Source organism: Spirosoma arboris (genome assembly GCF_009754945.1).
GTDB lineage: Bacteria > Bacteroidota > Bacteroidia > Cytophagales > Spirosomataceae > Spirosoma > Spirosoma arboris.
In genome coordinates this window covers 591,802-616,773 of record NZ_WPIN01000005.1, presented here as the reverse complement: position 1 = coordinate 616,773, position 24,972 = coordinate 591,802, and the positions used below count along the sequence as shown (strand labels likewise).

The window sequence follows — 24,972 nt, the reverse complement described above, 5'->3', positions numbered from 1 at the left end:
GGTTCAATGACAATCCGTCTTGGTGAAATAACCTTTCGATAAGACATTCGTAAGTTCGGCTCCCGTTGAGTTGATACCGTCAGCCCGATACAAACCGCTTATTGATAAAACGTTCATAATCAATCGTAAATTATTTCTTACTGACACTCAACTTTAACACCGATGCACAGAAAATTGCGAATGGGTATGGTTGGTGGAGGCCTTGATGCTTTCATTGGAGCCGTTCATCGTCGGGCCGCCAGTTTCGACGGCGAAATCGAACTGGTCTGTGGCTGTTTCAGCTCATCTCCCGACAAATCGAAGGCGACCGGTCATGCACTATACCTGCCTGAAGACCGGGTTTATACCTCGTTTGAGGAAATGATCTTAGCCGAAAAAGCCTTGCCGGAAGGCGAACGTATGGATTTTTTGTCCATCGTAACGCCCAATCACATGCACTTTCCACCTGCTAAAATGGCCCTCGAAAATGGGTTTCATGTGATGTGCGATAAGCCCATGACGCTGAATCTGGCTGAAGCGAAAGAACTGGCAGGCATCGTTGAAAAGTCAGGTTTAGTGTTTGGTTTGACCCACAACTATACCGGCTATCCAATGGTGAAAGAAGCCCGCGACATGGTTCGGAACGGAAAGCTGGGAAAAATCCGGAAAGTTGTTGTCGAGTATCCGCAGGGGTGGCTGTCGAAAGATGAGGAGCACAATGACTACAAACAGGCAATATGGCGTACAGATCCAACTAAATCGGGTGCTGCCGGTTGTATGGGTGACATTGGCACCCACGCCGAAAATCTGGCTGAGTATGTCACAGGTCTTCAAATCAGTGAACTCTGTGCCGATTTAACGGCATTCGTACCCGGTCGTCAACTCGACGATGATGGCAATGTGCTGCTACGCTTTGAGGGTGGTGCCAAAGGTGTTCTACACGCTAGTCAGGTTGCTAACGGTGAAGAAAATGCCCTGAAAATTTATGTCTGGGGTGAACTTGGTGGTCTGGAATGGCATCAAATGGAACCCAATACACTGAAATATAAAACGCAGGAAGGTCAGCGCATTATCCGCCCGAACGTAGGCACATTGTCAGCCTCGGCATCCGCCCATTGGCGATTGCCATCTGGCCACCCCGAAGGTTTCTTTGAAGCATTTGCCAATTTATACCGCAACTTCGCCTATGCCGTAAAAGCACATATGGAAGGCCGCGATCCTGACCCAATTTACGACTTTCCCAAAGCCGCCGACGGTGTTCGCGGTTTAGCGTTCATTGACACGGTCATTGCCTCGAATAATACGGAAACAAAGTGGACTAAGTTTGTAAGCTAAATGAGCGAAAGAGAGAATGAGTGAAAGAGCGATGTCTGAAAGCGAGAGTGTTGAGGAAGGTGGAAACTTAATTAGTGAGGCTTGGGCCGATTATTCGACTTACTCGAAAGGTCAATTTCTGGATAATCTTGAAAAGCGACTAAAGGTGTTTATGCTCCGTTGTGTAAAGGTTTGCCGTACGCTCCCAAAAGATTATGACGCTCAACATTTCGGACATCAACTCATTCGTTCATCGTCATCTGCTGCAGCTAACTTTAGAGCTGTTCGTAGAGGAAGAAGCCAGAAAGAATTTTTTGCCAAGCTTAGTATCACGCTTGAAGAGTTAGACGAATCTCTCTTTTGGCTCGAAACGCTTGTCTTTACCGATATTTTACCCGGACATCGTTTGCAGGATTTAACAGATGAAGGGTATCAGATTTTAAAAATTTTATCTAAATCTCGTAAAACAGTGAGCGACTGATTTAACGAGTGAAAGAGTGAAAGAATGAAAGAGTGTTTGCTGCGAAATGACTTCGCTCATTCACTCTTTCACTCTTTCGCTCATTCACTCTTTCGCTCTTTAAACCCTCATGCAAAAAATTAATGTTGGTGTCGTTGGCACCGGATTTATCGGCCCCGCACATATCGAAGCGCTGCGTCGCCTGCCTAATACAAACGTTCTCGCCCTTTGCGAGGTAACCCCCGAACTAGCTCGCCAGAAGGCCGACCAACTGGGCATCGAACGTGCCTGTACATTTGACGACTTACTGAAGATGGAAGACATCAAAGTGGTGCACATTTGTACGCCTAACTTCCTGCACTATTCGCAATCAAAAGCAGCTCTGGAAGCCGGTAAGCACGTTGTTTGCGAAAAACCATTAGCCAAAGATCTGCACGAAGCTGAAGAGCTGGTGAAGCTGGCGAAAGAAACCGGGCTTGTCAATGCCGTCCATTTTAACCTGCGCTATTATCCGCTGGTTCGGCAGATGAAAGTGATGCGCGAACAGGATGATCTGGGCGAAGTCTATTCCATTATCGGCTCCTATTTGCAGGATTGGCTTTTTTATGACACCGACTACAACTGGCGGCTGGAACCCGACAAATCAGGCGATTCCCGGGCTATTGCCGATATTGGTTCGCATTTGATGGATAGTCTGGAATACATTACAGGGCTGAAAACGGTAGCCGTTATGGCTGATTTCAATACAGTTCATAAAGTCCGGAAAAAGCCATTGAAGCCCGTTGAAACGTATTCGGGTAAAATGCTTCAGCCCGAAGACTACGCCGATGTTCCCATCAACACCGAAGATCACGCTAACGTATTGCTGAAGTTCGACAACGGCAATAGGGGAGTTATTACAGTATCGCAGGTATCGGCAGGTCGCAAAAACCAGATGAAGCTAGAGATTGCCGGGGCTAAGAAAACCTATGCCTGGAACTCCGAAGCGCCTAACGAAATGTGGATTGGTAACCGCGATGGTGCCAACCAATCGTTCATGCGCGACCCGTCGCTGGCACACCCCGAAGCACGTTCGGTAATTTCATTTCCTGGTGGTCACAACGAAGGATTTCCTGATACATCGAAGCAGTTATTCAAGGAGGTATACGACGCTGTTGCCGCCGGAAAACAACCCGAAAAGCCAACATTCCCAACCTTCGCCGATGGCTACCGCGAACTACTGATTTGCGAGAAGATTCTGGAGAGCAATCGCAAGCAAGCTTGGGTGGAGATTTAATGTAAATTTCAACGCGGAGTTTAAAGAAAAAACACAGAGATAGCAGATAGTTCTCTGCGTAACTCTGTGTTTATCTCTTTAAACTCTGCGTTTATTTTCTAACGTATAACCTACTTTAACATGAAGACAATGAAAGGGCCCGGAATCTTTTTGGCCCAATTCCTAGGAGATACCGAACCATTTAATAGCCTGGAGTCCATTGCTAAATACATGGCCGATTTAGGCTATAAGGGTGTTCAGATTCCAACCTGGGACCCCCGTCTAATTGATCTCAAAAAAGCCTCCGAGAGCCTGACGTACTGCGATGAACTGAAAGGGAAACTCTCCGATATCGGCGTCGAAATCACCGAGCTGGCTACTCACCTGCAAGGCCAATTAGTAGCCGTTCACCCGGCTTACGGTCCTATGTTTGATGGTTTTGGTCCCGCCGAACTGGCGGGTAAGCCGAAAGATCAGCAAGCATGGGCCGTTGACCAGTTGATAATGACTGCTAAAGCCAGTAAAAACCTTGGCCTTAAAGTGAGTCCTACCTTTTCGGGTGCTTTGCTGTGGCCATTTATTTATCCGTGGCCACAGCGTCCGGCTGGCCTTGTTGAGACAGGCTTTACCGAACTGGCTAACCGCTGGTTGCCTATTCTGAATGCCTACGACGAAGCGGGCGTCGATCTGGCCTACGAACTACACCCCGGCGAAGACTTGCATGACGGCATTACTTTCGAGATGTTCCTCGAAAAAGTAGGCAATCACCCTCGTGCAGGCATCAACTATGACCCTAGCCACTTCGTGTTACAACAACTTGATTACCTGCAATTCATCGACTTCTATCACGACCGTATCTATGCCTATCACGTGAAAGACGCCGAGTTCAATCCAACAGGTAAGCAGGGCGTGTATGGTGGGTATCAGGGTTGGGTCGAGCGGGCAGGCCGATTCCGGTCGCTGGGCGACGGTCAGGTTGATTTCTCAGGCATCTTCTCTAAACTGGCTCAGTACGATTATGACCGTTGGGCTGTTTTGGAATGGGAATGTGCGTTGAAACATCCAGAGCAAGGCGCTGCTGAAGGCGCACCATTCATCGAAAGCCACATCATTCGAGTCACTGAGCGTGCGTTTGATGACTTCGCAGGAACCGGTGCTGACGATGCGTTTAATAAGAAAGTATTGGGATTATAATTGGCTTGTAGTTGTGATTTTTTCGTGGTGTCGGGTTTGAAAACCCGACACCATATTTTTGTAAAATAGATGTACTCTAAAACAAAAACCATATGGCAGGTCAAGGTTCGGGCGGTAACGTGCTAGCTGCTCTTTGTAGTTTCTTTATTCCGGGTTTGGGCCAACTTTTACAAGGGCGACTGCTAATGGCTATTCTACAATTTGTATTAGCTGGTGCTCTCTGGTTTATCCTGATGGGGTGGGTCATTCATTTATGGTCTATTATTGATGCCGCTCGGTACGATCCCGCCAAGTAATCATAGGTACTAAATTTCTCATTGGGTGCCGAACTCGTCTGCGTCCTTTTAACCATGCATTCATGCAACCCTTCCCCGTTTCCAGTTCAATTCTCTCAAAAACACACCTTGCCCAATTTTTACAGAATCAGTACAGCCTGGGTCCAACTACTTCCTGTCAATTGTTGAAAGCGGGTGTTAATCATTCGTATTTAGTGACCGACGGTTCAGCAAAATCTATTTTTCGGGTATATAGTTTAGACTGGCGCACTAAAACTGAAATTGGCGAAGAAATTAAATTGCTGAACCTATTGCAGGAAAACGGTCTTCCAGTTTCATACCCAATTGCTGATGCCAGCGGGGTTTTCATTCAGGAGCTTAATGCGTCAGAGGGAAAGCGATTTGGCGTACTATTTTCATTTGCCGAGGGAGAAAAACTACTAACTTTCTCAGAAGAGTTGCATGGTAAACTCGGACAGATTATGGCGCAGTTTCATCAACTTACGCATAATCTTAAACTGGAACGAGAGACGTACACACCACAGGTTTTACTGGTCGATCCCATCGAAAAGCTAAAATCATTTCTGCCAGAAGAAACACCAGAGTTCCAGTTTATGCGAACGGCACAGCAGTATATGCTGGACGAATTTGTGCGTATTGATCAGTCTGAAATTCGTGAGGGTGGGGTACATTTAGACATCTGGTTCGATAACCTGAATATTGCCCGCGACGGTACGATTACGATCTTCGATTTTGATTTCTGCGGTAACGGCTTGTTGTGCCTTGATATCGCCTATTACATTTTACAAATTCACAGCACTGAAACCGATTTGGCGGAGTTTAATAAAAAGAAAGAAAGTTTTCTTCGTGGCTATGAGTCGATTACGAAAATAAGCGATGAAGAAAAACGACTCTTGCCCATGCTGGCCGAAAGCATTTATTTCTTTTATATCGGGGTTCAGTGCGAGCGATTTGACAACTGGTCCAATACGTTCCTGAATGAAATGTACTTAAAACGATTTATTAACCTTCGGGTAAAACGGTGGTTTGATTTTAATGAATTAGGGGAATAGAGCGATTATTACTCACAAGCTTAATGACACCAACCTTCTTTCCAACTCCGGCCGATTTTCGGACGTGGTTAGCAGCAAATCATGATAAAGAGACGGAGCTTCTCGTAGGTTTTTACAAAGTTGGATCGGGGAGACCGAGTATGACCTGGTCGCAATCGGTTGACGAAGCGCTGTGTTTTGGCTGGATAGACGGTGTCCGTAAATCAATTGATGGGGATAGCTATTGCATACGCTTTACACCGAGGAAACCCAAAAGTATCTGGAGTGCTGTGAATATAGCTAAAATCGAAGAGCTCACAACGCAAGGACAAATGCACCCGGCAGGTGTGGCTGCGTTTGCCAAACGCGAAGAAAACAAGTCGAAAATTTACGCCTACGAACAAAAAGATGTAAGCCTATCCGACGAATTTGAGACCTTGTTTAAGGCGAATGAAAACGCATGGATATTTTTTCAGAAACAGGCTCCCTGGTATAAAAAACAAATGATCAATTGGGTAATGTCGGCCAAACAATTGGCTACTCAGGTAAGCCGACTTGACAAACTAATACGTGAAAGTACAGAAGGTAGGAAATTATAGCGATATGATTAACTGGGTGTTACATCTATTTTGTATGAGTATTTCGTATATTCGATACCTTTTTTTTCGTAGTTACTGGAAACAACTCCTAAACCTATTCATAGTACAACAAAGCTATGCACAGAGGATTCATTTGGAGCGTATTTTGGCTCATAGTCGCCCTCCCTGGCATTGCTATGGGTCAGAATCTGGTTCCGAATGGAAGCTTTGAAACCTACCGAAACTGCCCTCAGCACGATAACCAATTAATAGAGGCAACGCCCTGGTATAACCCCAACAAAGCGACGCCCGATTTTTATCATCATTGTTTTGATTTCGGTCAGTTGATTTTGCCTCCTCATTCGGGGCAAGGCGTTGCCCATTTATACTTCGATCAGGGGTGGGAGGAGTATTTAGGCGTGCGCTTAACCAAGCCGCTCAATGCAGATGAGTGCTATTATTATGAAATGTACGTCGCTACCGATACACCGGCCAAGTATATTACAGAAACAATCGGTGCTTATTTTTCTAGGCAGCCTCTTACAGGTACCACCACCGATATGCTGGATGCCAGGCCACAAATTCTGGATATGACGTCTAAAGCGAGTATTCCTCATTTACAATGGCTTAAGATATCCGGTTTTGTGAATGCCAAAGGAGGGGAGGAGTATCTGACAATTGGGAGTTTCTATAAAACACCGCCGTTTCTGGGTTATTACTACCTCTTTATTGACGATGTGCTCCTGACGCCCATCAATCTTGAGTTGGGCGCCGATACAACCCTTTGCAGTCGCAGAAATACGCTTTTGCTGGACGCAACAACCCCCGGCGCTTCTGATTATAAGTGGAATGATGGAAGCATTAAGCCCACCCTGCAAGTCACAAAACCCGGCAAGTATTCGGTTACTGTGATTACAAGCTGTAAAACACTTCGGGATTCGATTAAAGTTGATTATGCCCTTGATTTTGACCTAGGTGCCGATACAACCCTTTGCAATGGGCAGGAAGTGACGCTAACTGTTCCTTCCATTCCCACCGCTTCTTATCGTTGGCAGGATGGCTCTCCACAAAATACCTATACGGTCAAACAATCTGGTGCGTATAGTATTAGTGTGACACAGGCGAGTTGTGTAGCTACAGATACCATTAAGGTGCGTTATATACCCCCGCCCAAGCTGGATTTAGGGCCAGATCAAGAGCTTTGTGGGGCTCAGACATTTACTATAAAACCTATAGTTACCGAGGGGAAATTTTCCTGGCTGGATCAGTACGCTACTACGGAACGGCTCGTGAGTACATCTGGCGTGTTCTGGGGAAGTGTTCGGAATGAATGTGCCACTGTAACCGACTCCATCGAGATCGACTATGGAGCCTGTGATTGTATTCTCTATGCACCCAATAGCTTTACCCCCAATGGAGATGGAGCGAACGATGTTTTCCTGACCTATGGTTGCGGTGATATTATCATAACATCGCTTACGATTTTCAATCGGTGGGGTGAGGTAATTTTTAAGACAACCAACCCGCCGTTTCAGTGGGATGGGTACTACCGGGGTAAGCTTTGTGAAATAGGTGTGTATGCCTGGAGCATTCAGTACCAGCTACATCACGGAAAGAAAGTTAAATTTGATCAAAAAGAAGGACCCCTCAGCCTGATTCGTTAAGTATAGACAACCCTATTTACCCAACCCTGAACCCGAATGAAAGTCCGCTTCGTGACCTGTTTCTCTACCCTAGTTTTTGTTAGTTTCTTTCTTCTTACTGTTAGCCAATCAGCATCAGGACAAGCCACAAAACCTAAATTTCGGGTTGTGGCTATTGCCGAAAAAGGCGGGGGCGTTCATGCCCCTTTTGTTGCAGAGGCCAAAAAGTGGCTCGCTCAGGTTGCCTCCGAAAATAACTTTGCGATTGATTATATTGAGAATACCGAGCCGATCAATGCGGCTTTCCTCGCAAACTATCAGTTAGTTATCCAGCTGAACTACCCACCTTACATGTGGACAGACACCGCTAAAGAAGCTTTCCGAAACTACATCGTTGAAGGAAAAGGCGGGGGCTGGGTTGGCTTTCACCATGCATCTTTACTGGGCGAATTTGATGGGTACGCGATGTGGCCCTGGTTTTCGGAGTTTATGGGCGGTATCCGCTACAAAAATTACATTGCTACGTTTGCCAAAGCAACGGTGCATGTGGAAGCGCAAAACCACCCCTGTATGAAAGACGTTCCAACAGCCTTTGAGGTAGAGAAAGAAGAATGGTACACTTATGACAAGAGTCCGCGCCCCAATGTCAAGGTGTTGGCCACTGTCGATGAATCGACCTATGAGCCTGACTCAAATCTGAAAATGGGTGGAGATCATCCGGTGATTTGGTCGAACGAACACATGAAAGCCCGAAATGTCTACATCTTTATGGGGCATCACCCCGATTTATTCAAGAACGATGCGTTTGTGACCATTTTTCGAAATGCCATTTTCTGGGGTGCAGGGCAGACTAAACAATAATAGCCGTATGCTCAACGACAACTCATCGGACTTTGGCATCAATTGGGGACAATACGGGCATTTGGTCGAGGAGCTAACTATACCCGCCAAAACAACATTGCTGCACGAAGGAGACGTCTCCAAAAATGCGTATTTCATTAAGAAAGGATGCCTGCGCCTTTGGTTTAACAACAATGGTAAAGACGTTACGTTTCAGTTTTTCTTTGAAAACTACGGCGTTTCGTCGATAGAGAGCTTCCAGTCGGGGCAGCCGAGTTTATTTAGTATCGAGAGTATTGAGCCATCTACATTACTGGTCATATCAAAAGCGAATATGGACCTGATTATAGCAGGACTTCCGGGCTATCAAGAGCTGATGCAGGCGCATATTTTGCAGCGGATGCACCACTATGCCAAGCTTTTCCTGTCTCGTATTAAGAACAACCCCCAGGAGCGTTATCTGGAACTCCTGGCCGATAGCCCACATATTGTTCAGCGCGTGCCGCAACATTACATTGCCTCCTATCTGGGCATCACACCCGTGTCGCTGAGTCGAATTCGTAATAAGGTGCTGGTTGATAAAAAGTAGAATTTCTTAACAATTGTTATCGTGTCGCGACACAGAGGGAGCGGACCTTTGTCGTAACAAAAACACGACTACTATGAAAGCCGCAGTGATTCATCAATTTGGCGAAACACCCCGTTACGAAGATGTCGCCGAGCCAGTTTTACAAACTGAAAACGAGCTATTAATGACGGTAAAAGCCGCATCCATCAAAAATATTGACAAGGCTCAGGCCAGCGGTTCGCACTATGATCGCACGAAGAAGCTACCCGCTATACTAGGCACCGATGGCGTTGGTCTATTGCCCGATGGCACGCGTGTATTTGCCTTTTACGCAGGGGCTGCGATGGCCGAGAAGGCATTGATTCGGAAAGGGGGGTATGTTGTATTACCCGATGCTATTGATGACGTAACGGCGGCTGCTTTGCCCAATCCGGGTTTATCGGCCTGGTTCTCATTGTATTATCGCGCTGGCCTGCAACCGGGCGACACCGTTCTGGTGAATGGAGCAACGGGCGTTACCGGCAAAATGGCCATTCAACTTGCCAAATACTTTGGAGCCGGGAAGGTGATTGCTATGGGTAGAAACCCGAAGGTACTGGCCACGCTGCCCGATTTAGGCGCAGATGTAGTTATTTCACTGGCTCAATCTGATGCCGATTTGCAGGCTTCCTTAAAAGCAGAGCAGATAAAAACACCCATTGATATCATTATCGATTATACCTGGGGGCATCCCGCCGAATTAATACTAAGTGTACTGACGGGTAACGACTTTATGGCCGAAGCGCATCGGACCCGGTACGTAACCGTCGGCGAAATGGCTGGGTCGACCATTCAATTGGCATCGGGAACCCTACGAAGTGCGGCCATTGAACTTTACGGTGTTGGCGGAGGAAGTATACCCAGAGAAGTCATGCAAAAAGTACCGACAGAAATTCTGCCGAAGCTTTTTGATTTAGTCGCAACCGGAAAGTTACGGCTAGAAACAGAAGCGATAGCGCTAAACCAGGTAGCACACGCCTGGAAACAGAGTGAAACGGGCGGCAAACGATTGGTTCTAGTACCGTGATTTAAACAGCTAGTTGACTTTACTCTCCCCTCTCCTGTTTTGGGAGAGGGGCCGGGGGTGAGGGGAATGAGCGGAAACAGGAGAACCTTATATCTTTACCTGTGCTATTGGCCAGTTAAGGGTTACGGTGGTGCCTTTGCCCGGCTCGCTTTTAATGGACAGTTGACCGTCGTTTCGGGCCATCAATTCATGGCATAGGAGCAGACCTAACCCGGTTCCTTTTTCGCCATTGGTGCCCAGACTCACCTGAATTGACTTCGCTGGATGATTCCAGCGATCAACATCCGCCATGCCAATACCATGATCCACAATCTGAACCTGGGCATAATGGTCGGTTTGCTCAATTGTGATATGAATAATGCCACCGATAGGCGTAAACTTGATGGCATTGTGGAGCACATTGCGAATCACAATCTGAACGAAATTCTCATCGGCTGTAGCAAAGGTCGATTGGCCTTTAAGCTCCAGCCGAATCTGTTTCTGGTGGGCCAGGCTTACATAAAGCTCGAGTATGTCATTGCCCACATCAAGGACGTTAACAGGGCGGACGATACCCGTCATATTTGACTCCTGTAGCCGTGACCAGTGCAACAGGTTGTCTAACGCCGTGTATAGTGAATCCGCAACGGCTGTCATCCGATAACGCCACTGGCTAAACGTAACCTCGGATTGGGGCAACGTATTGGTGAGATTAAGCTCATTTTTGAGGCTGATAACGGGACCTCGCAGATCGTGACCTATAATGGAAAACAGACTATTTTTGAGCTTATTTACCTGCTGGAGTTGCTCCGCTTTGTCTTCGATTTCAGCTTTCTGAGCCGCTAATAAACGAGCGCTGGCACGCTCGCGCCGAAAAACGATGACCATCCCGGCTACAACCCCCACCAACGATAGGGCAAACAGTGTCAGAAAAAGTTCTTGTTGTTGGCGAGCTTCCAATTCCTCCCGATTCTTGTCTAAGATGACTTTCCGGAGAGCAGCATCTTTTTGGAGTAATGTAATGGCCTGTTCTTTTTGAGTCAATTGGTATTTGGCCTCTACATCGGCAATGGCCTCGCTTTTTCGGCGAGTAAATACGCTATCGTTTATGGCTAGCAACTGTCGGGAGTGAACCAATGACTCATGATACATGCCCTGGCTTTCTTCAATGGCAATCAACGTATTCAGGGCCGATAGAATTTGCTTATACACATTTTTTTTTAAAACATGCGTATAGGAGGCATGGGCATACTGTAAAGCGATAGCACCATGACCCAGTTGTTGATGCGCCAGGGCGTAGATTTCATAATTGTTCAAAATCTCGCTCTGAGGAAGCAGTTTACGGCGCATCGCCTGATCAAGAAAATTTAAGGCTTCCTGTGAGCGCTTCTGGTATACTAAATTGTAGGCAACATGAAGCGTGGCTTCAGAAATCTGAATTAAGTCATTCCTGGCTACTACATAATCGAAAAATTTTTTCAAATAGGGATACGCCTTCGCATACTGTCCACGCGCTTCGTAGAATTCAGCAAGATTCTGTTCCGCAAAGAGCAACAGGTTTGGCTGTTCGGGGTGTCTGCGCCCTATTTGTTTCGCTAACTGGATGTTCTTTTGGATATATGAAAGGGCTACCGGCAGATTACGGGGGTCCCAGTCCCGATACGATAAGGCGAGTAACTGATAATTATGACACATCTGCACACTGTCTTTGACCTGCTCAGCCATTCGTAGACTAGACAAAGAGGCTTCAATTGATTTCTGGAACTTTCCCTGATCGCAATAAATGGCCGCCAACCGAAGTAAAATTTTGCCCCGAAACGAGGTAAGAGCAGGCCCACTTTTGTCCAGCAATTGAAGGGCTCGCAGGAGAGCGTCTTCAGCTTTGCTATATTGGGTTGTCCGTTTATAATAGTAGCTGATTGCCCAATAAAGCCGACTTTCATAAACAACCATATGATACCGCTGGGCCAGATCAATTCCCTTTAGGCCCATAATACGGGTACTGTCTGGAGCTGTACTCTCATTATATAGTTTTGCTAATTCACTGTATAAGCGTACCCGTACGGTATCATGCGGATTTTTCGCCAATTGACTGCGCAATTGTGAAATAGTAGGGGGCTGGCCGTTTACTGATTCTCGTGGCAGTAGCAGCGTGATTACTAAGAGTAGAGTAAGCCGAAAGTTCATATAAACTAGCGAGCAACAGCTTAAGTAAATGAACTAAAATAGGTAGCCCCTCCTCTGTTTTGGGAGAGGGGAGCAAATCGGGACAAAAATTTAGAACTTTATAACCCTATACCCATTTGTCACTGTTCTATCCGCAGTTCTTTAAGCACATCGTGTACGCGTTCACGATGCGTTACGCCCAGCGGGAGTTTATTTTTATCGACCCAGATTTGCCTGGATTCGATGCGGGTTATCTGGAGCAGATTGACGATGTACGATTTATGAATACGAATAAAGGAGTGAACAGGTAACCGTTTTTCGATTTCCGAAATCTGCTCGTTTACCACCACCATATTGGTTTTGGAAATCAGTTTGATGTAGATACCGTAGGCTTCGATGTATAAAATGTCAGATATGGGGAAACGCTCTGATTTACGGCCTACCTTCAGGTAAATATAGTCCGTCTGCGTTTTCGGCTTCGCTTCCTGAATCGGAGACTGGGGTTTAATGCAACGGATAATACCCCGTAGCAGTCGCTGATAGGTATAGGGTTTCTGAATAAAATCATTAATGCCCAGATCATAACAATCGACGGCGTATTCAGGATGGGCGGAGGTAACAATAACAGGTAAAGGCTTTGGGAGCAGATTGACAAAATCCAGCCCCGATAAACCTTGTACATTAATATCTAAAAACAGTACATCGACCGCTTGTTCGTTCAGGAGAAAAAATGCTTCCTGTAGATTGGTCGCTATCAAAGGCTCTTTACATAAATGCGACTGCCCTAAGTAATCAACTAATAGAGCCGCATCCACGGGGGTATCCTCGACAACGAGGGGTTGAAGTAGTTTTTTCATAGAAGTTACGGTAGGTATTTTAAGAGAAAAATGCGTACAAATTTGCTGACATTAACTAGTGAATTGGTTAGAAATTATGAAAATTCAATAGGCTTATTGGTGCCATTGAGCTTTATAAAAATCTTGTTCGTAGCATTTTGATAAACCTTTCATGCATTGGATCGTGGTAAGCCAATCTCTAGAAAGTAACTTATTCACTGGTTTAGTTAAAATGCACATTTGATTAAAAAAAGTGTACTGTTCGACCCAATTTGAAGTATCTACGACCAATGTCAGCTAGCTAATGGAATAAGTTGGCTCTTAATTGGCTTAGTAAATAGTACTTAGGAGTATGTATAATTACTCAACTATCTCATTCATAAATTAAACTTGCCTATGTTTAGTGATACGGATTCATTAAACAGTATTGTGGATGACTGGCGTGATAACGTACCGGCAGCGGTTTGGGCTAAATACGATCCTGCTAATGCCTTACACCTTCAGGCTGACACCCAAAAATTGCCTGAATGGCTGCAAATGGCGTTGAATCTCATTTGTTGCCCAGGCATTTATAGCTATTATCTCGTTGAGATAACCACCTCGCGCGTGTTTTACCTGGGTGGAGACGTAAAACATACCTTCGGCGTCACAGACGGCGAGCTGGCAACGCATTCTTTTTCTGAATTAGTCAATTTATATATACACCCCGACGACCAGATTGCCTTTAACCAGTTTGTACAGAAAGCGGTTGAATTTGGCCTGGCGCATAACCAGGGACGGACGCTGAAGCGAACCTATTTCTACAGGCAGGTTACGGCCGACGGCCGTAACCTACAGGTGATGCATCAGGGCCAGACCTTATTTTACGATCAGCAGAGAATCCCAACAGCGCAGTTAGAGGTAATTGTCGATGTATCGCACATTCGGCCGCCCGATGCTCTGCCTATGATGACCCTGATGGATATGGTCGATCCGGAAAATCCGGTGTTTTTCAGTATGACCCTGGAGAAGCCTGAAGTAACTCCGACGGCTTGCCCACTGGGCACCCGCGAACTGGAAATTATGCGGCTCCTTGCCGATGGAAAAACCAGTAAGCAAATTGCCTATCTACTCAACATTAGCCCGAATACGGTGAATAATCACCGACAACATATTCTTGAAAAAATGAATGCGCAAAGCACGGTCGAAGCTATTAACCTGGCCGTTCGTAATGGATGCTTGTAAAGATGCAATGATGAATAATCACTATTGACGGGCATTTTATAATACCCTGACCTTTGCGAACCCTTTTTCATAACCGGGTAAAGTTGATAGCATAACTACATGAAAATAACATATACGGTTATTTTCATGTAAACAACGTACTAAAAAAACGATTGCCTGAAAATTTTTTCTGTTCAGGTAAGTGCCGAAAAAGTCACTTTTTTCTGGGATAGGGAAGGTACGTATATAGATAATCGTTAGAGAGATTCAGTCGCTTAAAAAATTTAATGGATGCGTAAAAAAGTTGATACTTCCTGTTACCAACGGCGTCTACAAAGCTAGTCAATCCAGTATCATTCGATTTACAGGCCGAAGAGGATGCATGACCAATAATACGTACCCGCTTTACCCTACCGAATTAACTGTATAAACCAAGTAAACTAAATGGAGCTAACGATACCTTCATGCGTTCTAAACACCTCCCGAAGGCCTCGGCCAACCGGGCGGTTGTTTGTTCCTATCCTCCACCTCCAACCTGATGACCCAAACCAAGAGCGATTACGATATAAAAACGAATTGAAACCAATAAGCACCATGACTATACGTATACAAACACTACTTCGCCAGGCTACAGGTTTGCTGCTCATACTAATGGCCTTCACTCAACTCGCTCAGGCCCAGGATGGCTTTGTGGGCGACGGCTTTGGCGGCCGAAGCTGGTATAAACGCAGTGCCAAGTTAAATATTGGTAATGGATTTTCGGTAGGGGTCATCAATGGGCAATTGTATATGTGGGGAGGGCTGGGCTCTTCTTTTATCTATCCGGTCTATGTTGAGACAGATCCCTCGGCTCCCTATCCGGTTAAGGGAGCAGCAGGTACTGATTATTCTTTACTTCTCCCTGCTAGCTCTGCTGCCTATGTTAATTCTCCTGGTAGTTATGGCGTTTACCCCTATGCGGTACCGGGTTTTGCAGACGTTAAACTCATATCATTGGGTTATTCTGCCGGTGCGCTCATCAGAACGGACGGAACGGGCTGGGTATTCGGACTCATAGGCAATAGTGCCCAATATACCTACGGCAGCACGTCCACCCAACACACGCCTATTCAGGTCATTAGCAATGCTAAATTTGTATCGCAGGGTCCTAGTCATACCGTCTTTGTGAAAAATGATGGCACGGTCTGGAGCCTGGGCAGCAATAAAGAGGGTGCCTTTGGCGACGGTACCAACACGTCTGCATATGGGACGACACCGGTTCAGATGACGGGAATCACCAATGCGGTTCGGGTCGCTACGTTTGGAGAGAGTGAATCTAATAACACTAGCGGAACCGTAATTCTCAAAAGTGATAAGACGGTTTGGGCCACGGGAGGGGGAACGTATTTAATGAGTGCGAGCGTCAGAAACCTCCCGGTTAAGGTGCCCTCGTTGTCGAATGTGGTGGACATTAAAGCTACTTATCAAGCGGCAGCTGCCCTGACCACAACGGGGGATGTGTATACCTGGGGGCGACTGGTCCTAGCTGGAGTGGGGGCGACTACAATATCGACTCCGGTAAAAATAAATTTCCCCGATGGTACGCCCCCGATGGTAGCCATCGAAGCCAAAGGTGATGACATTTTTTCCCTAGACGAAAACCATACTCTCTGGGTGTGGGGAACTAGTTCTGGCTCGGCAAGGGGAAATAACCCTAGCACTTATCAGAACTACAGTGCCGCTGATAGCGACTTTTTGACGCCGTTTATAGCGGCCAAGAATGTCGAGGATATTGTGGCTGGTTCTTTGAGGTCATCTATGGCCTATCTCGTTAGAACGCCGAATTATCCGGCTAATGAGCGGCTATGGTTTGCTTCAGCGAATAATGCAGGTAATGCAACCCAGGCCCAGACACTTAATCCAGACTATTTTTTTGTTCAACGCTATAGTACAGACACGCACGGCAGTTACTGGTATACAAGTCCGGGTAGTGGCTTCACTTCTCTCGGCTGGTATCCCGCCAATCCGGGCGCGTGGGGATTAGACTTTTTTCAGACACCGACCACGATCGCGGGTACGGTCGATTGCGCGTCTACGGCCATTGTGGGCAATCTGGTTGCCGGCACGGCTTCCAATGTGCTGCTCAAAGTAACGGCTACCGTCAGCACCACGGGCACGGGTACCTTTTCGGTCAGCGGCTCAGGGCTAACGGCTGGCACGCCAGCTACCTATACGGCCACTGCCACCGGGCCCCAGACGTTCTACCTGCCCATGACCTACGATGGCACGGCTCTGGGAGCCACCACCTTTACGTTCAGCGGGCTGGGAGCCTGCTCGGCCGATTTGTCGGGGATTACCAAACGCCCAGTACTCACACCCATTACACCACTGTCCAACTGCGTAGCCATCACGCCGGGCACCCTAACTAAATAAATCAGGCTATGAAGAATAGGATTATCTACATGGCGGGGCCTATCGGATGGGTATGGGCGCTGGCGCTACTGCTTTGCCATACATTGGCTTTTGCCGATGTCCCTACGCCACCAACAACCCTGCCCATTACCTGCGATTACGCTACCGCCCCGGCTAATGTCGTACTGACCAGTACGCCCGTAGCGGCCAGTGTAACAGCCAGCTACCTGCTGGTAGATATGACGTCGGGCCGGATCGTGAGCGTCAATCCGGCAACGGCTTCGTTTAGTAACACCCCGGCGGGAGTATATTATGCGGTTGCTGCCTATACCTCCACTACCCTTGTGAATGCTACGGTAGGCAAACTCGTTAGCGAAGTGAGCGATGCTACCGGCTGCGTGATGTGGTCACAGTCCGTTGGGATTCGGGTCTGTTCAACCACCTGCGATGCAACGACGGCACCAACCTCGTTCACATTTACGGCCAGTACGCCCCCGGCCAGTGCCACCACGACCTATGTATTGATCAATCTGGCCACCAATACCATTGCCGCCATTAGCAGCACACCTACGTTCTCCGGTGTAGCGGCAGGCGATTATGAAGCGATGGCCGTTTATACGCCGGGTTCGTTTACGGCGGGAGTAGGGGCCAGTTTGTATGCGTATCTAAACAACATAACAGTAAATGCCTGTGGAACAGGAGCGGTTGTCTCCAATGGACTGTTTTTTAAGGTCTGTGCCTCAGTTCCCCCCACAATAGCCATCACCAGTCCTGCGAATACAACAACCACCAGTACCAATCCGCCCATTTCGGGAACGGCTACCCCGCTGGCGTCGGTCACGGTTAACGCGCCAGGTGGTCAGCAGTGCATAACCACGGCGAGTGCGGCCGGTTCATGGACTTGTACGAGTCTGACTTTCACGGTAGGTTCGCAGACGGTGACTGCCGTTGCCAGCAATACGGCAGGCGTGAGCACTACGGCTACGACGACCTTCACGGTGGTGTCGAGCTGTGCCAATCCCTCTGTGGGTGGTCTGGTGGCCTTTCTGGGTACATTACCGCTCTGTAATACCACAAATGCGGGTAACGTCACGCTCTCGGGTAACACGGGTGCAGTGGTCAAATGGCAAACTTCCACCGATGGAGGCACCACCTTCACCGACATAACGAGTACGGCTACTGGGCTGTCGTTTACCAATGCGGCCAATAATCAGCAATACCGGGCAGTCGTCAATAATGGAGTGGGTTGCGCCAATGCCAATTCAACACCGGTTACCATTACGACGAGTGCAGCCAATTGTACCGTCAATTGTCTGGTGACGCCGGGAGTGATTACGAAGTAAGGTTTGACTTCACTAGAACAATAAAACAGTGCTTACCATGAAAACAACTACGTTTCTACGTACCCCCTCACGCTGTCGGGCAATACAGGTAACGTAATGAAATGGCAAACCTCCACCGATGGGGGTACTACGTTTACTGACATCGCCAGCACGGCCACAGGTTTATCCTTTAGCAATGCGGCCAATAATCAACAATACCGGGCGGTGGTCAACAATGGATTGGGTTGCGGGAATGCCAACTCGGCTCCGGCTACGATCACAACCAGTGCTGCAGCCTGTACCGTAAACTGTACAGTGCTGCCGGGAACGTTGGCGAAGTAATTCCCAAGCCCCTAAAGAGATTTAGACCGGGCAGCCGGTGCCGGTAAAACACAACACCAACACGCATACCAACCATAACAGTGCTTACTATGCAAACAACTATACGATTACATAACACCGTTTGGCGGGTGCGTTGGGCTCTGGTACTGCTGCTGGCTTATTTCACCCTGAGCTATGTCCAGAATAGCCTAATTGACCGAGTCTGGTGGACACCAGTAAGTACAGACGTTGGCAATGGTGTCCATGAGCCCATCCTGCGAGTGGGATCGCACTACTGGCGGTACTACACCTAATTCCCCTGGACTTAGGAGCGTAAGGTCAACCCAGCTCCCTTTGGGGATTTCGGGGCAGCTGTATCGTAGGGGTAGTAGGGGTACTATCACCCAAGTCTAAGCACCTGGTTTATCGACATTCCACAGCTCGTATAGCTATAAGTTAAAGTGTATATGAATAATAAATACGTTCACAATTTCAGGTATCTGGTTTTCCACACAAAGGAGAAACCAATTGATGGCTTCGAGCTCAGCCTTAACTCACCCACGGAACCGGGTGGGCTCCCGTCCTGGCTAAGTAGGCTCTATGCTATTTTTCAGGTAATGCTAACGATGGCCTATCGCAAGGGAAATGCCTTCAGTAGCTTTTATCTCAAAGTTACCCTACTGCTGCGCTTTGCCTTTGGCGGGGGGCTAAACGACCTGTTCGCCCTATCGTCCAGCCGCTACCGGCAATCTATAAAGGGGGACATTACGCTGGGAAGAAGGCTTGGGCAACCTATTTTTTTAGGTTTAGCTATAAGTCTGTTTTCGTTTCATTATACACAGGCTCAGGTCTATCCATCCTATACCGGTGTTGGAGCGATTGACTGGCAAACTGTCACGGCCACTACTACCTCAACGGGGTATACGTTTACCAATGCACTTTTAGGTACCGTCACCGTTGTTGATAATCCCAATACATTTACTGGGAGTAATAGAGGTATTGGGAATTATAATAACGGTGGCGTCTATCTCAATTTTAAGAATAGCGCACATACGCTTATCCTGTCATGGACCAATCCTGTTAGCTCAATGGTTTTGCCGATTGGGGATATGGATTTTGATGAAGTACTCACTCTTAGTGCTTCAGGTGCTACGTTTACCCCTCTATTACTGGGGCCAACAGATTCGTGGACTGCCCCAAATATACTTTCTGGCACCGGCGATGATCTTAACACTGACGTTAACAATTATTCGACGGTATTACTGAATGCCCCTTCAGGTGTCACCAGTGTTACATTGGCTTTCGATAATGTCCAATTAAATGGCACCAATTCGCTTCTTGACGTTACCATTGTCAGTATGTTCTGTAACGCAGGCACTACTGCTCCCATCTTATCCGCGACCAACAAGACTAACACCTGCCCAGCCACAACTGTCGATCTGAGTACCATCACCGCCAGTAACACACCTGCCAACACCACACTGACCTGGCATAGCAGTGCAACGGCTACGGGTGCCAATAAACTCAGTAACATTACATCCCTAGCCGCCGGTACCTATTACGCGGCTTTTTATGATGCGACCAGTCAATGTTACAGTACAGCAACCACTCCGGTGACGGCTGTGGTGAATTCTACCCTTGCTACACCCACCTTGGGTAGCCCCACACAGCCGACCTGTTCGGTGGCTACGGGCACGTTCAGTATCAGCAACTATAATGCATCGGCCACGTATACGATCAGTCCTTCGGCGGGAGTGACCCAGAGCGGTGCTACGATAACAGCTCCAGCGGGTACCTACACGGTTCAGGCGACAATAGGCGGTTGTAGTTCATCGGCTTCGTCGGGCGTCACCCTGAATGCAGCTCCGGCCACACCGGCCACGCCCACCTTGGGTGGGGTAATCCAGCCGGTTTGTGGCAGTACAGCGGGCACATTCACCATCAGCAACTATAATGCATCGGCTACCTATACGATCAGTCCTTCGGCGGGAGTGACCCAGAGCGGAGCCACCATCGCGGCTCCAGCAGGTACCTATACCGTTCAGGCCAACGTAGCGGGCTGTCTTTCAGTAGCCTCATCGGGCATAACCATCAATGCGGCTGCCTGTGCACCCACCATTGCCATCACCACGCCGAACAACGTCACTATCACCAGCACCAATCCGCCAGTTTCGGGTACAGCCACGGCCCTGGCTTCGGTAACGGTGAGTGGCCCCAATGGGCAATCCTGCGTTACCATGGCCAACGCATCGGGGAGTTGGACTTGTACGAGCCTGACCTTTACAGTGGGTTCGCAACTAGTGACAGCGGTGGCCAGCAATACGGCTGGGGTGAGTCCGACCGCTACGGCCAACTTCACGGTGGTTTCCTCCTGTGCCAATCCTTCGGTGGGTGGCACGGCAGCCTATGCGGGTGGCACACTCTGTAACACCACCAACGCAGGTACGGTCACACTCTCAGGCAATACGGGGGGCGTCGTGAAATGGCAAACTTCCACTGATGGGGGCACCACCTGGACAGATGTTGCTGGCACGTCTGGTAAGAATTATTACAGCTTTATCAATGCCACCAATGGGCAGCAATACCGGGCCGTAGTCAATAGTGGTGGTGTGGGCTGCGTGGATGCCAATTCGGCACCAGCCATCATCAGCACGAATGCCAGTGTTTGTACGCCCGCTACCTGCGATAAAACCGTTGGAAATCTGACGTTTACCGCTACGCCAGTGGTGTTGGGAAGCAATTTCACGCATGTCATTATCCTGACCAATGGATCAGGCGTTATTCAGTACGTTTCAGCAGCCGGTAGCAATACAGTATCGGGCGTAGCGGCTGGTAACTACCTGGGGTATCTGGTTAGTTATGATAATACCGTAACACCCTTGCCAACCTTAACCGTCGGTACGAGTTTGTCGGGCATTGGCGGAAGTTGCATTGCCTATTCCGGTCAATTGCCCCTCAAGGTTTGTGCAGTCAATTTACCGCCCATTGCTACCCCCGATATCGCCAACACCAATATCAATACGCCCGTCTCGGGTAACGTACTGACCAACGATATCGATCCACAAGGACTTCCCCTAACGGTATCCCTAACGACTCCGCCTACGACAGGTACGGTGACGATGACACCCACAGGCAGCTACACCTACACCCCGCCAACCGGCTTTACGGGCGTAGTAAGCTTCTGCTATACGGCCACCAACACGGTGGGCCTGAGTGCAAGCACCTGCGTCACAATCAACGTCAACCCGCTGCCAACATCGGGCAATAACCCGCCCGTTCCAGCCAACGATGCGACTCAGACAACCCAGGGTGTGCCTGTCATCGTAGCGGTGCTGGCGAACGATACCGATCCAGATAGCAATACCAGCGGTAACGGTTTATTGAATAACCCAACTCTGATTTCCCAACCGAATGTGGGAACGGCCGTGGTGAATGCCAATGGCACGGTGACCTATACACCACCAGCCAGCTTCACGGGCGTCGTTACGTTCCCCTATCAGGTGTGTGATCAAGCCACAACCCCCTTGTGCGCAACAGCGTTGGTAACGGTCAACGTCCAACCAACTCCACCTGTAGGCACTACGTTGTCGCCAGTCGCGGTGGACGATGCCTTGCTGACTCGGGTCAACACACCTAAATCGGGTAATGTATCCACCAACGACAGTGATCCAAATAGCCCGGCTCTGCCGCTAACCTTCACCACGGGGCAACCCAGCAGCGGTACAGTCGTGATGAGTCCAACGGGTTCCTACACCTACACTCCACCCACGGGTTTTGTGGGGCCAACCAGCTTCACGTACACGGTTTGTAATACGGCTAGCAAGTGTGATGTGGCCACCGTCAGTGTGGATGTGCAACCTGATGCGCCAGTGATTCCTTGTATTGCCCTGGTTCCGGGGCAGGTTATACCGGGTGTCGGCAGTGTTCAGACCGGCGGAGCTACGTCGTTCAGTTATGTAGGCGCAACAGCAGGCAGCAGCGTTCGTTGGTTTGTAGCACCATCGAGCACTGCTTCGCCTAACAACGGTACGGGTACGGTAACCCCGGCCATTACATTCCTCAATGCCGGATCGTATCAGATTATTTTTGAGGAAACCAACAGCAGCCAGCCTGTAGGATGTAACGTTCCAAATACGGTTCAGTCCACCCTCGACTATCTGGTTAAAGCACCGATTGCTCCTTGTGATAGCCCTGGCTCCAGTACGGTCGTGGTATCGCCATCAACAGCCGCTATCGCTATCAATCAGGCAGGTAGCTTCACTCTGGTAGGTGGACAGCCTTACCAAAACGTACAGTGGCAGATCATTTCCCCTGCGGGCGCTTCACCAAATACAGGCACGGGTGCTATCACATCGGCCATTACGTTTAGCCAGGAAGGACTCTATCGGATCGTCTATACGATGACCAACGCGGGCGATCTGACCTGTACGCCAGTTCAGAAAGTAAGTTCAGGGCTGATTGCGGTTGGCTTGAATCCCTGTGCGGCCCCCTCGCCCATTGCTGTCATCAATGCGGGTGGTCTGGATACGGCACCAATCGGTACCACCACAATCTTCAACGCGATTGGTGGTATCCCGGGACAAATGACCTGGAAAGTTTTTCCAACCACCGGCGTATCGAGTGTGAGTGGCACAGGTAGTTCTGCCACGCTCACCTTTAGCCAGGCAGGCAATTATGTCGTGACATTTATGTCGACCAATAGTGCATTGCCATTGGGCTGTACGAAGCCAGTTGCCATAGCCGGAAACACCAACATCACGATTACGGTCCAATCGCCAATTGCCACGCCAGACATTGCCAATACCAACATCAATACACCGGTATCTGGCAACGTATTGACCAACGACAACGATCCACAAGGTTTACCCTTGACAACCAGCCTGATCAACCAGCCCACGAGCGGTACGGTGACCTTGACACCAACGGGTAGCTATACCTACACCCCGCCCACGGGCTTCACAGGTGTGGTAAGCTTCTGCTACTCAGCTTCCAATACAGCCGGTCTGAGTGCCAGTACCTGTGTAACGATCAATGTTAACCCAGATCCCTCGCCGACGACTAACGATAAGCCGATTGCCAATAACGATGCCACCCAAACCACCCAGGGTGTGCCAGTGGTGATCGCCGTATTGGCTAACGATACCGACCCCGATAATGCCACTAGCACCAACGGGCAGTTGAGTAATCCAACCCTGCTGGGCCAACCTTCATCGGGTACGGCCGTGGTGAATGCCAACGGAACGGTGAGCTATACGCCACCAGCCAACTTTACGGGTGTGGTTACATTCCCCTACCAGGTGTGTGACCAGGCGACAACGCCTTTGTGTGCTACGGCTTTGGTGACGGTAAATGTGCAGCCAACTCCACCCGTGGGTACTACGTTGTCGCCGGTGGCGGTGGATGATGCCTTAGTGACGAGTGTGAATACACCGAAGTCAGGTAATGTGTCGACCAATGACAGTGATCCTCAGGGTTTACCCTTAACCTTTACCACGGGTCAACCCACGAGTGGGACGGTGGTGATGAGTCCGACAGGCAGTTACACCTACACGCCCCCAACGGGTTTTGTGGGGCCAACGAGCTTCACCTACTCAGTGTGTAACTCGGCTGGCAAGTGTGATGTGGCTACTGTGAGTGTGGATGTGCAATCTCCGATTGTGGTTACACTATTACCAAAGGTGTATCTGCAAGGCGCTCTGTTCGGAGTCAATCTGCCTGATCCGCTGATGCGCGATGACCTGCGAAGCAAAGGCTATCTGCCTGCCAATAGCCCCTACGCTAGTCTGAGTGCCATCACCCCAACAGGAACTATGGCCGCTAGTGTCACCACTGTCACCGGTGCCAACGCCATCGTTGACTGGGTCTTTGTCGAACTGCGCAGCCCGTCGAACTTCTCCGTAGTTGTCGATAGCCGGTCAGCTTTGGTTCAGCGCGATGGTGATATCGTGGACACCGACGGAGTCAGCTCGCTGACCTTTGCCTCGGCGCTTCCGGGCAGCTATTATGTAGCAGTTCGTCATCGCAACCACTTAGGTGTGATGAGTGCCTCGACTCTGGCCCTGAGCAGTACACCTACTGTAATTGACTTCCGCCAGGCAAGCACCCCCACATATCGCATCGCAACCAATGCCATCAACCAGGCTCAGGTGACTGTGGCTCAGGGTGTGGCACTATGGGCAGGTAATGTCTTGTATGATAAGTCAGTGATTTATCAGGGAAGTACTAACGATGTGTCAGCTATTTCTCTACAAGTGAAAGGAGCCACCAACAACATTACTGGCTCAGCCAGCTATGTCTTGCAAGGCTATACGACGGCGGATGTGAATCTGGATGGCCGGGCGATTTACCAGGGTACGGGCAACGATGTGAACTACATCTACCAGAACGTGACCAAAAATCACCCAGGCAACGTATCGGGCCAAAACTTCTATATAATCAGAGAACAACTGCCGTAACATAGGCTGTCGCCCACCACCCCATAGGGCTGTGGGCGACAGCAAACTGACTTGCTGTGAATCGATTTAACTAAT

The 24,972-nt window shown here is 48.7% G+C and carries 19 protein-coding genes; 17 read left to right on the top strand and 2 right to left on the bottom strand.

The genetic code is table 11. The features are described from left to right. Nucleotides 1-180 precede the first annotated feature (180 nt). From GO755_RS16520 to GO755_RS16470, 11 genes are all read left to right on the top strand, one after another. On the top strand, nt 181-1,314 hold the full coding sequence (locus GO755_RS16520) for a Gfo/Idh/MocA family protein (RefSeq protein ID WP_157586394.1): 1,134 nt from the start codon (nt 181-183) through the stop codon (nt 1,312-1,314). Nucleotides 1,315-1,330: 16 nt separating this feature from the next. Beyond that, on the top strand, nt 1,331-1,774 hold the full coding sequence (locus GO755_RS16515; RefSeq protein WP_157586268.1) for a four helix bundle protein: 444 nt from the start codon (nt 1,331-1,333) through the stop codon (nt 1,772-1,774). Nucleotides 1,775-1,883: 109 nt separating this feature from the next. Then, entirely contained in the window at nt 1,884-3,029 is a 1,146-nt protein-coding gene (locus tag GO755_RS16510) for a Gfo/Idh/MocA family protein (protein WP_157586267.1), read from the top strand. Nucleotides 3,030-3,149: 120 nt separating this feature from the next. Further along, nucleotides 3,150-4,202 carry a sugar phosphate isomerase/epimerase family protein gene (locus tag GO755_RS16505; protein ID WP_157586266.1) on the top strand — a complete coding sequence of 351 codons (1,053 nt, stop codon included), beginning with the start codon at nt 3,150-3,152 and terminating at the stop codon, nt 4,200-4,202. A 92-nt stretch (nt 4,203-4,294) separates the two neighbouring features. Continuing rightward, nucleotides 4,295-4,498 carry a hypothetical protein gene (locus GO755_RS16500; RefSeq protein WP_157586265.1) on the top strand — a complete coding sequence of 68 codons (204 nt, stop codon included), beginning with the start codon at nt 4,295-4,297 and terminating at the stop codon, nt 4,496-4,498. Between the two features lie 62 nt (nt 4,499-4,560). Beyond that, on the top strand, nt 4,561-5,550 hold the full coding sequence (locus GO755_RS16495; protein WP_157586264.1) for a phosphotransferase: 990 nt from the start codon (nt 4,561-4,563) through the stop codon (nt 5,548-5,550). A gap of 23 nt (nt 5,551-5,573) precedes the next feature. Further along, nucleotides 5,574-6,128, top strand: coding sequence for a YdeI/OmpD-associated family protein (locus GO755_RS16490; protein WP_157586263.1), 555 nt, complete (start codon nt 5,574-5,576; stop codon nt 6,126-6,128). Between the two features lie 116 nt (nt 6,129-6,244). Further along, nucleotides 6,245-7,771, top strand: a complete 1,527-nt coding sequence (locus tag GO755_RS16485) for a gliding motility-associated C-terminal domain-containing protein (protein WP_157586262.1) — start codon at nt 6,245-6,247, stop codon at nt 7,769-7,771. 36 nt (nt 7,772-7,807) lie between these two features. Further along, complete coding sequence (locus GO755_RS16480; protein ID WP_157586261.1) at nt 7,808-8,611, top strand: ThuA domain-containing protein; 804 nt, start codon at nt 7,808-7,810, stop codon at nt 8,609-8,611. A 7-nt stretch (nt 8,612-8,618) separates the two neighbouring features. Then, the gene (locus tag GO755_RS16475; protein WP_157586260.1) at nt 8,619-9,179 is read left to right on the top strand and encodes a Crp/Fnr family transcriptional regulator; all 561 of its coding nucleotides are present in this window, start codon (nt 8,619-8,621) and stop codon (nt 9,177-9,179) included. Nucleotides 9,180-9,252: 73 nt separating this feature from the next. After that, a complete protein-coding gene (locus GO755_RS16470; protein ID WP_157586259.1) occupies nt 9,253-10,224 on the top strand; it encodes a quinone oxidoreductase family protein in 972 nt (323 codons plus the stop codon). A gap of 87 nt (nt 10,225-10,311) precedes the next feature. Here GO755_RS16470 and GO755_RS16465 read toward each other — a convergent pair whose 3' ends face one another. Continuing rightward, the gene (locus GO755_RS16465) at nt 10,312-12,390 is read right to left on the bottom strand and encodes an ATP-binding protein (RefSeq protein ID WP_157586258.1); all 2,079 of its coding nucleotides are present in this window, start codon (nt 12,388-12,390) and stop codon (nt 10,312-10,314) included. 119 nt (nt 12,391-12,509) lie between these two features. Next, a complete protein-coding gene (locus GO755_RS16460; protein ID WP_157586257.1) occupies nt 12,510-13,226 on the bottom strand; it encodes a LytR/AlgR family response regulator transcription factor in 717 nt (238 codons plus the stop codon). Nucleotides 13,227-13,601: 375 nt separating this feature from the next. Between GO755_RS16460 and GO755_RS16455 the strand changes: the two genes are divergently transcribed. The 6 genes from GO755_RS16455 to GO755_RS16430 all read left to right on the top strand — a co-directional run bounded on the left by GO755_RS16455 (nt 13,602) and on the right by GO755_RS16430 (nt 24,897). Next, nucleotides 13,602-14,429 carry a response regulator transcription factor gene (locus GO755_RS16455; protein WP_157586256.1) on the top strand — a complete coding sequence of 276 codons (828 nt, stop codon included), beginning with the start codon at nt 13,602-13,604 and terminating at the stop codon, nt 14,427-14,429. Nucleotides 14,430-15,002: 573 nt separating this feature from the next. Then, on the top strand, nt 15,003-16,820 hold the full coding sequence (locus GO755_RS16450; protein WP_157586255.1) for an RCC1 domain-containing protein: 1,818 nt from the start codon (nt 15,003-15,005) through the stop codon (nt 16,818-16,820). Between the two features lie 8 nt (nt 16,821-16,828). Continuing rightward, on the top strand, nt 16,829-18,142 hold the full coding sequence (locus GO755_RS16445) for a hypothetical protein (RefSeq protein ID WP_157586254.1): 1,314 nt from the start codon (nt 16,829-16,831) through the stop codon (nt 18,140-18,142). A gap of 96 nt (nt 18,143-18,238) precedes the next feature. After that, nucleotides 18,239-18,463, top strand: coding sequence for a hypothetical protein (locus GO755_RS16440; protein WP_157586253.1), 225 nt, complete (start codon nt 18,239-18,241; stop codon nt 18,461-18,463). Between the two features lie 89 nt (nt 18,464-18,552). Further along, a complete protein-coding gene (locus tag GO755_RS16435) occupies nt 18,553-18,756 on the top strand; it encodes a hypothetical protein (RefSeq protein WP_157586252.1) in 204 nt (67 codons plus the stop codon). 153 nt (nt 18,757-18,909) lie between these two features. Continuing rightward, nucleotides 18,910-24,897, top strand: coding sequence for an Ig-like domain-containing protein (locus GO755_RS16430; protein WP_157586251.1), 5,988 nt, complete (start codon nt 18,910-18,912; stop codon nt 24,895-24,897). Nucleotides 24,898-24,972 lie beyond the last annotated feature (75 nt).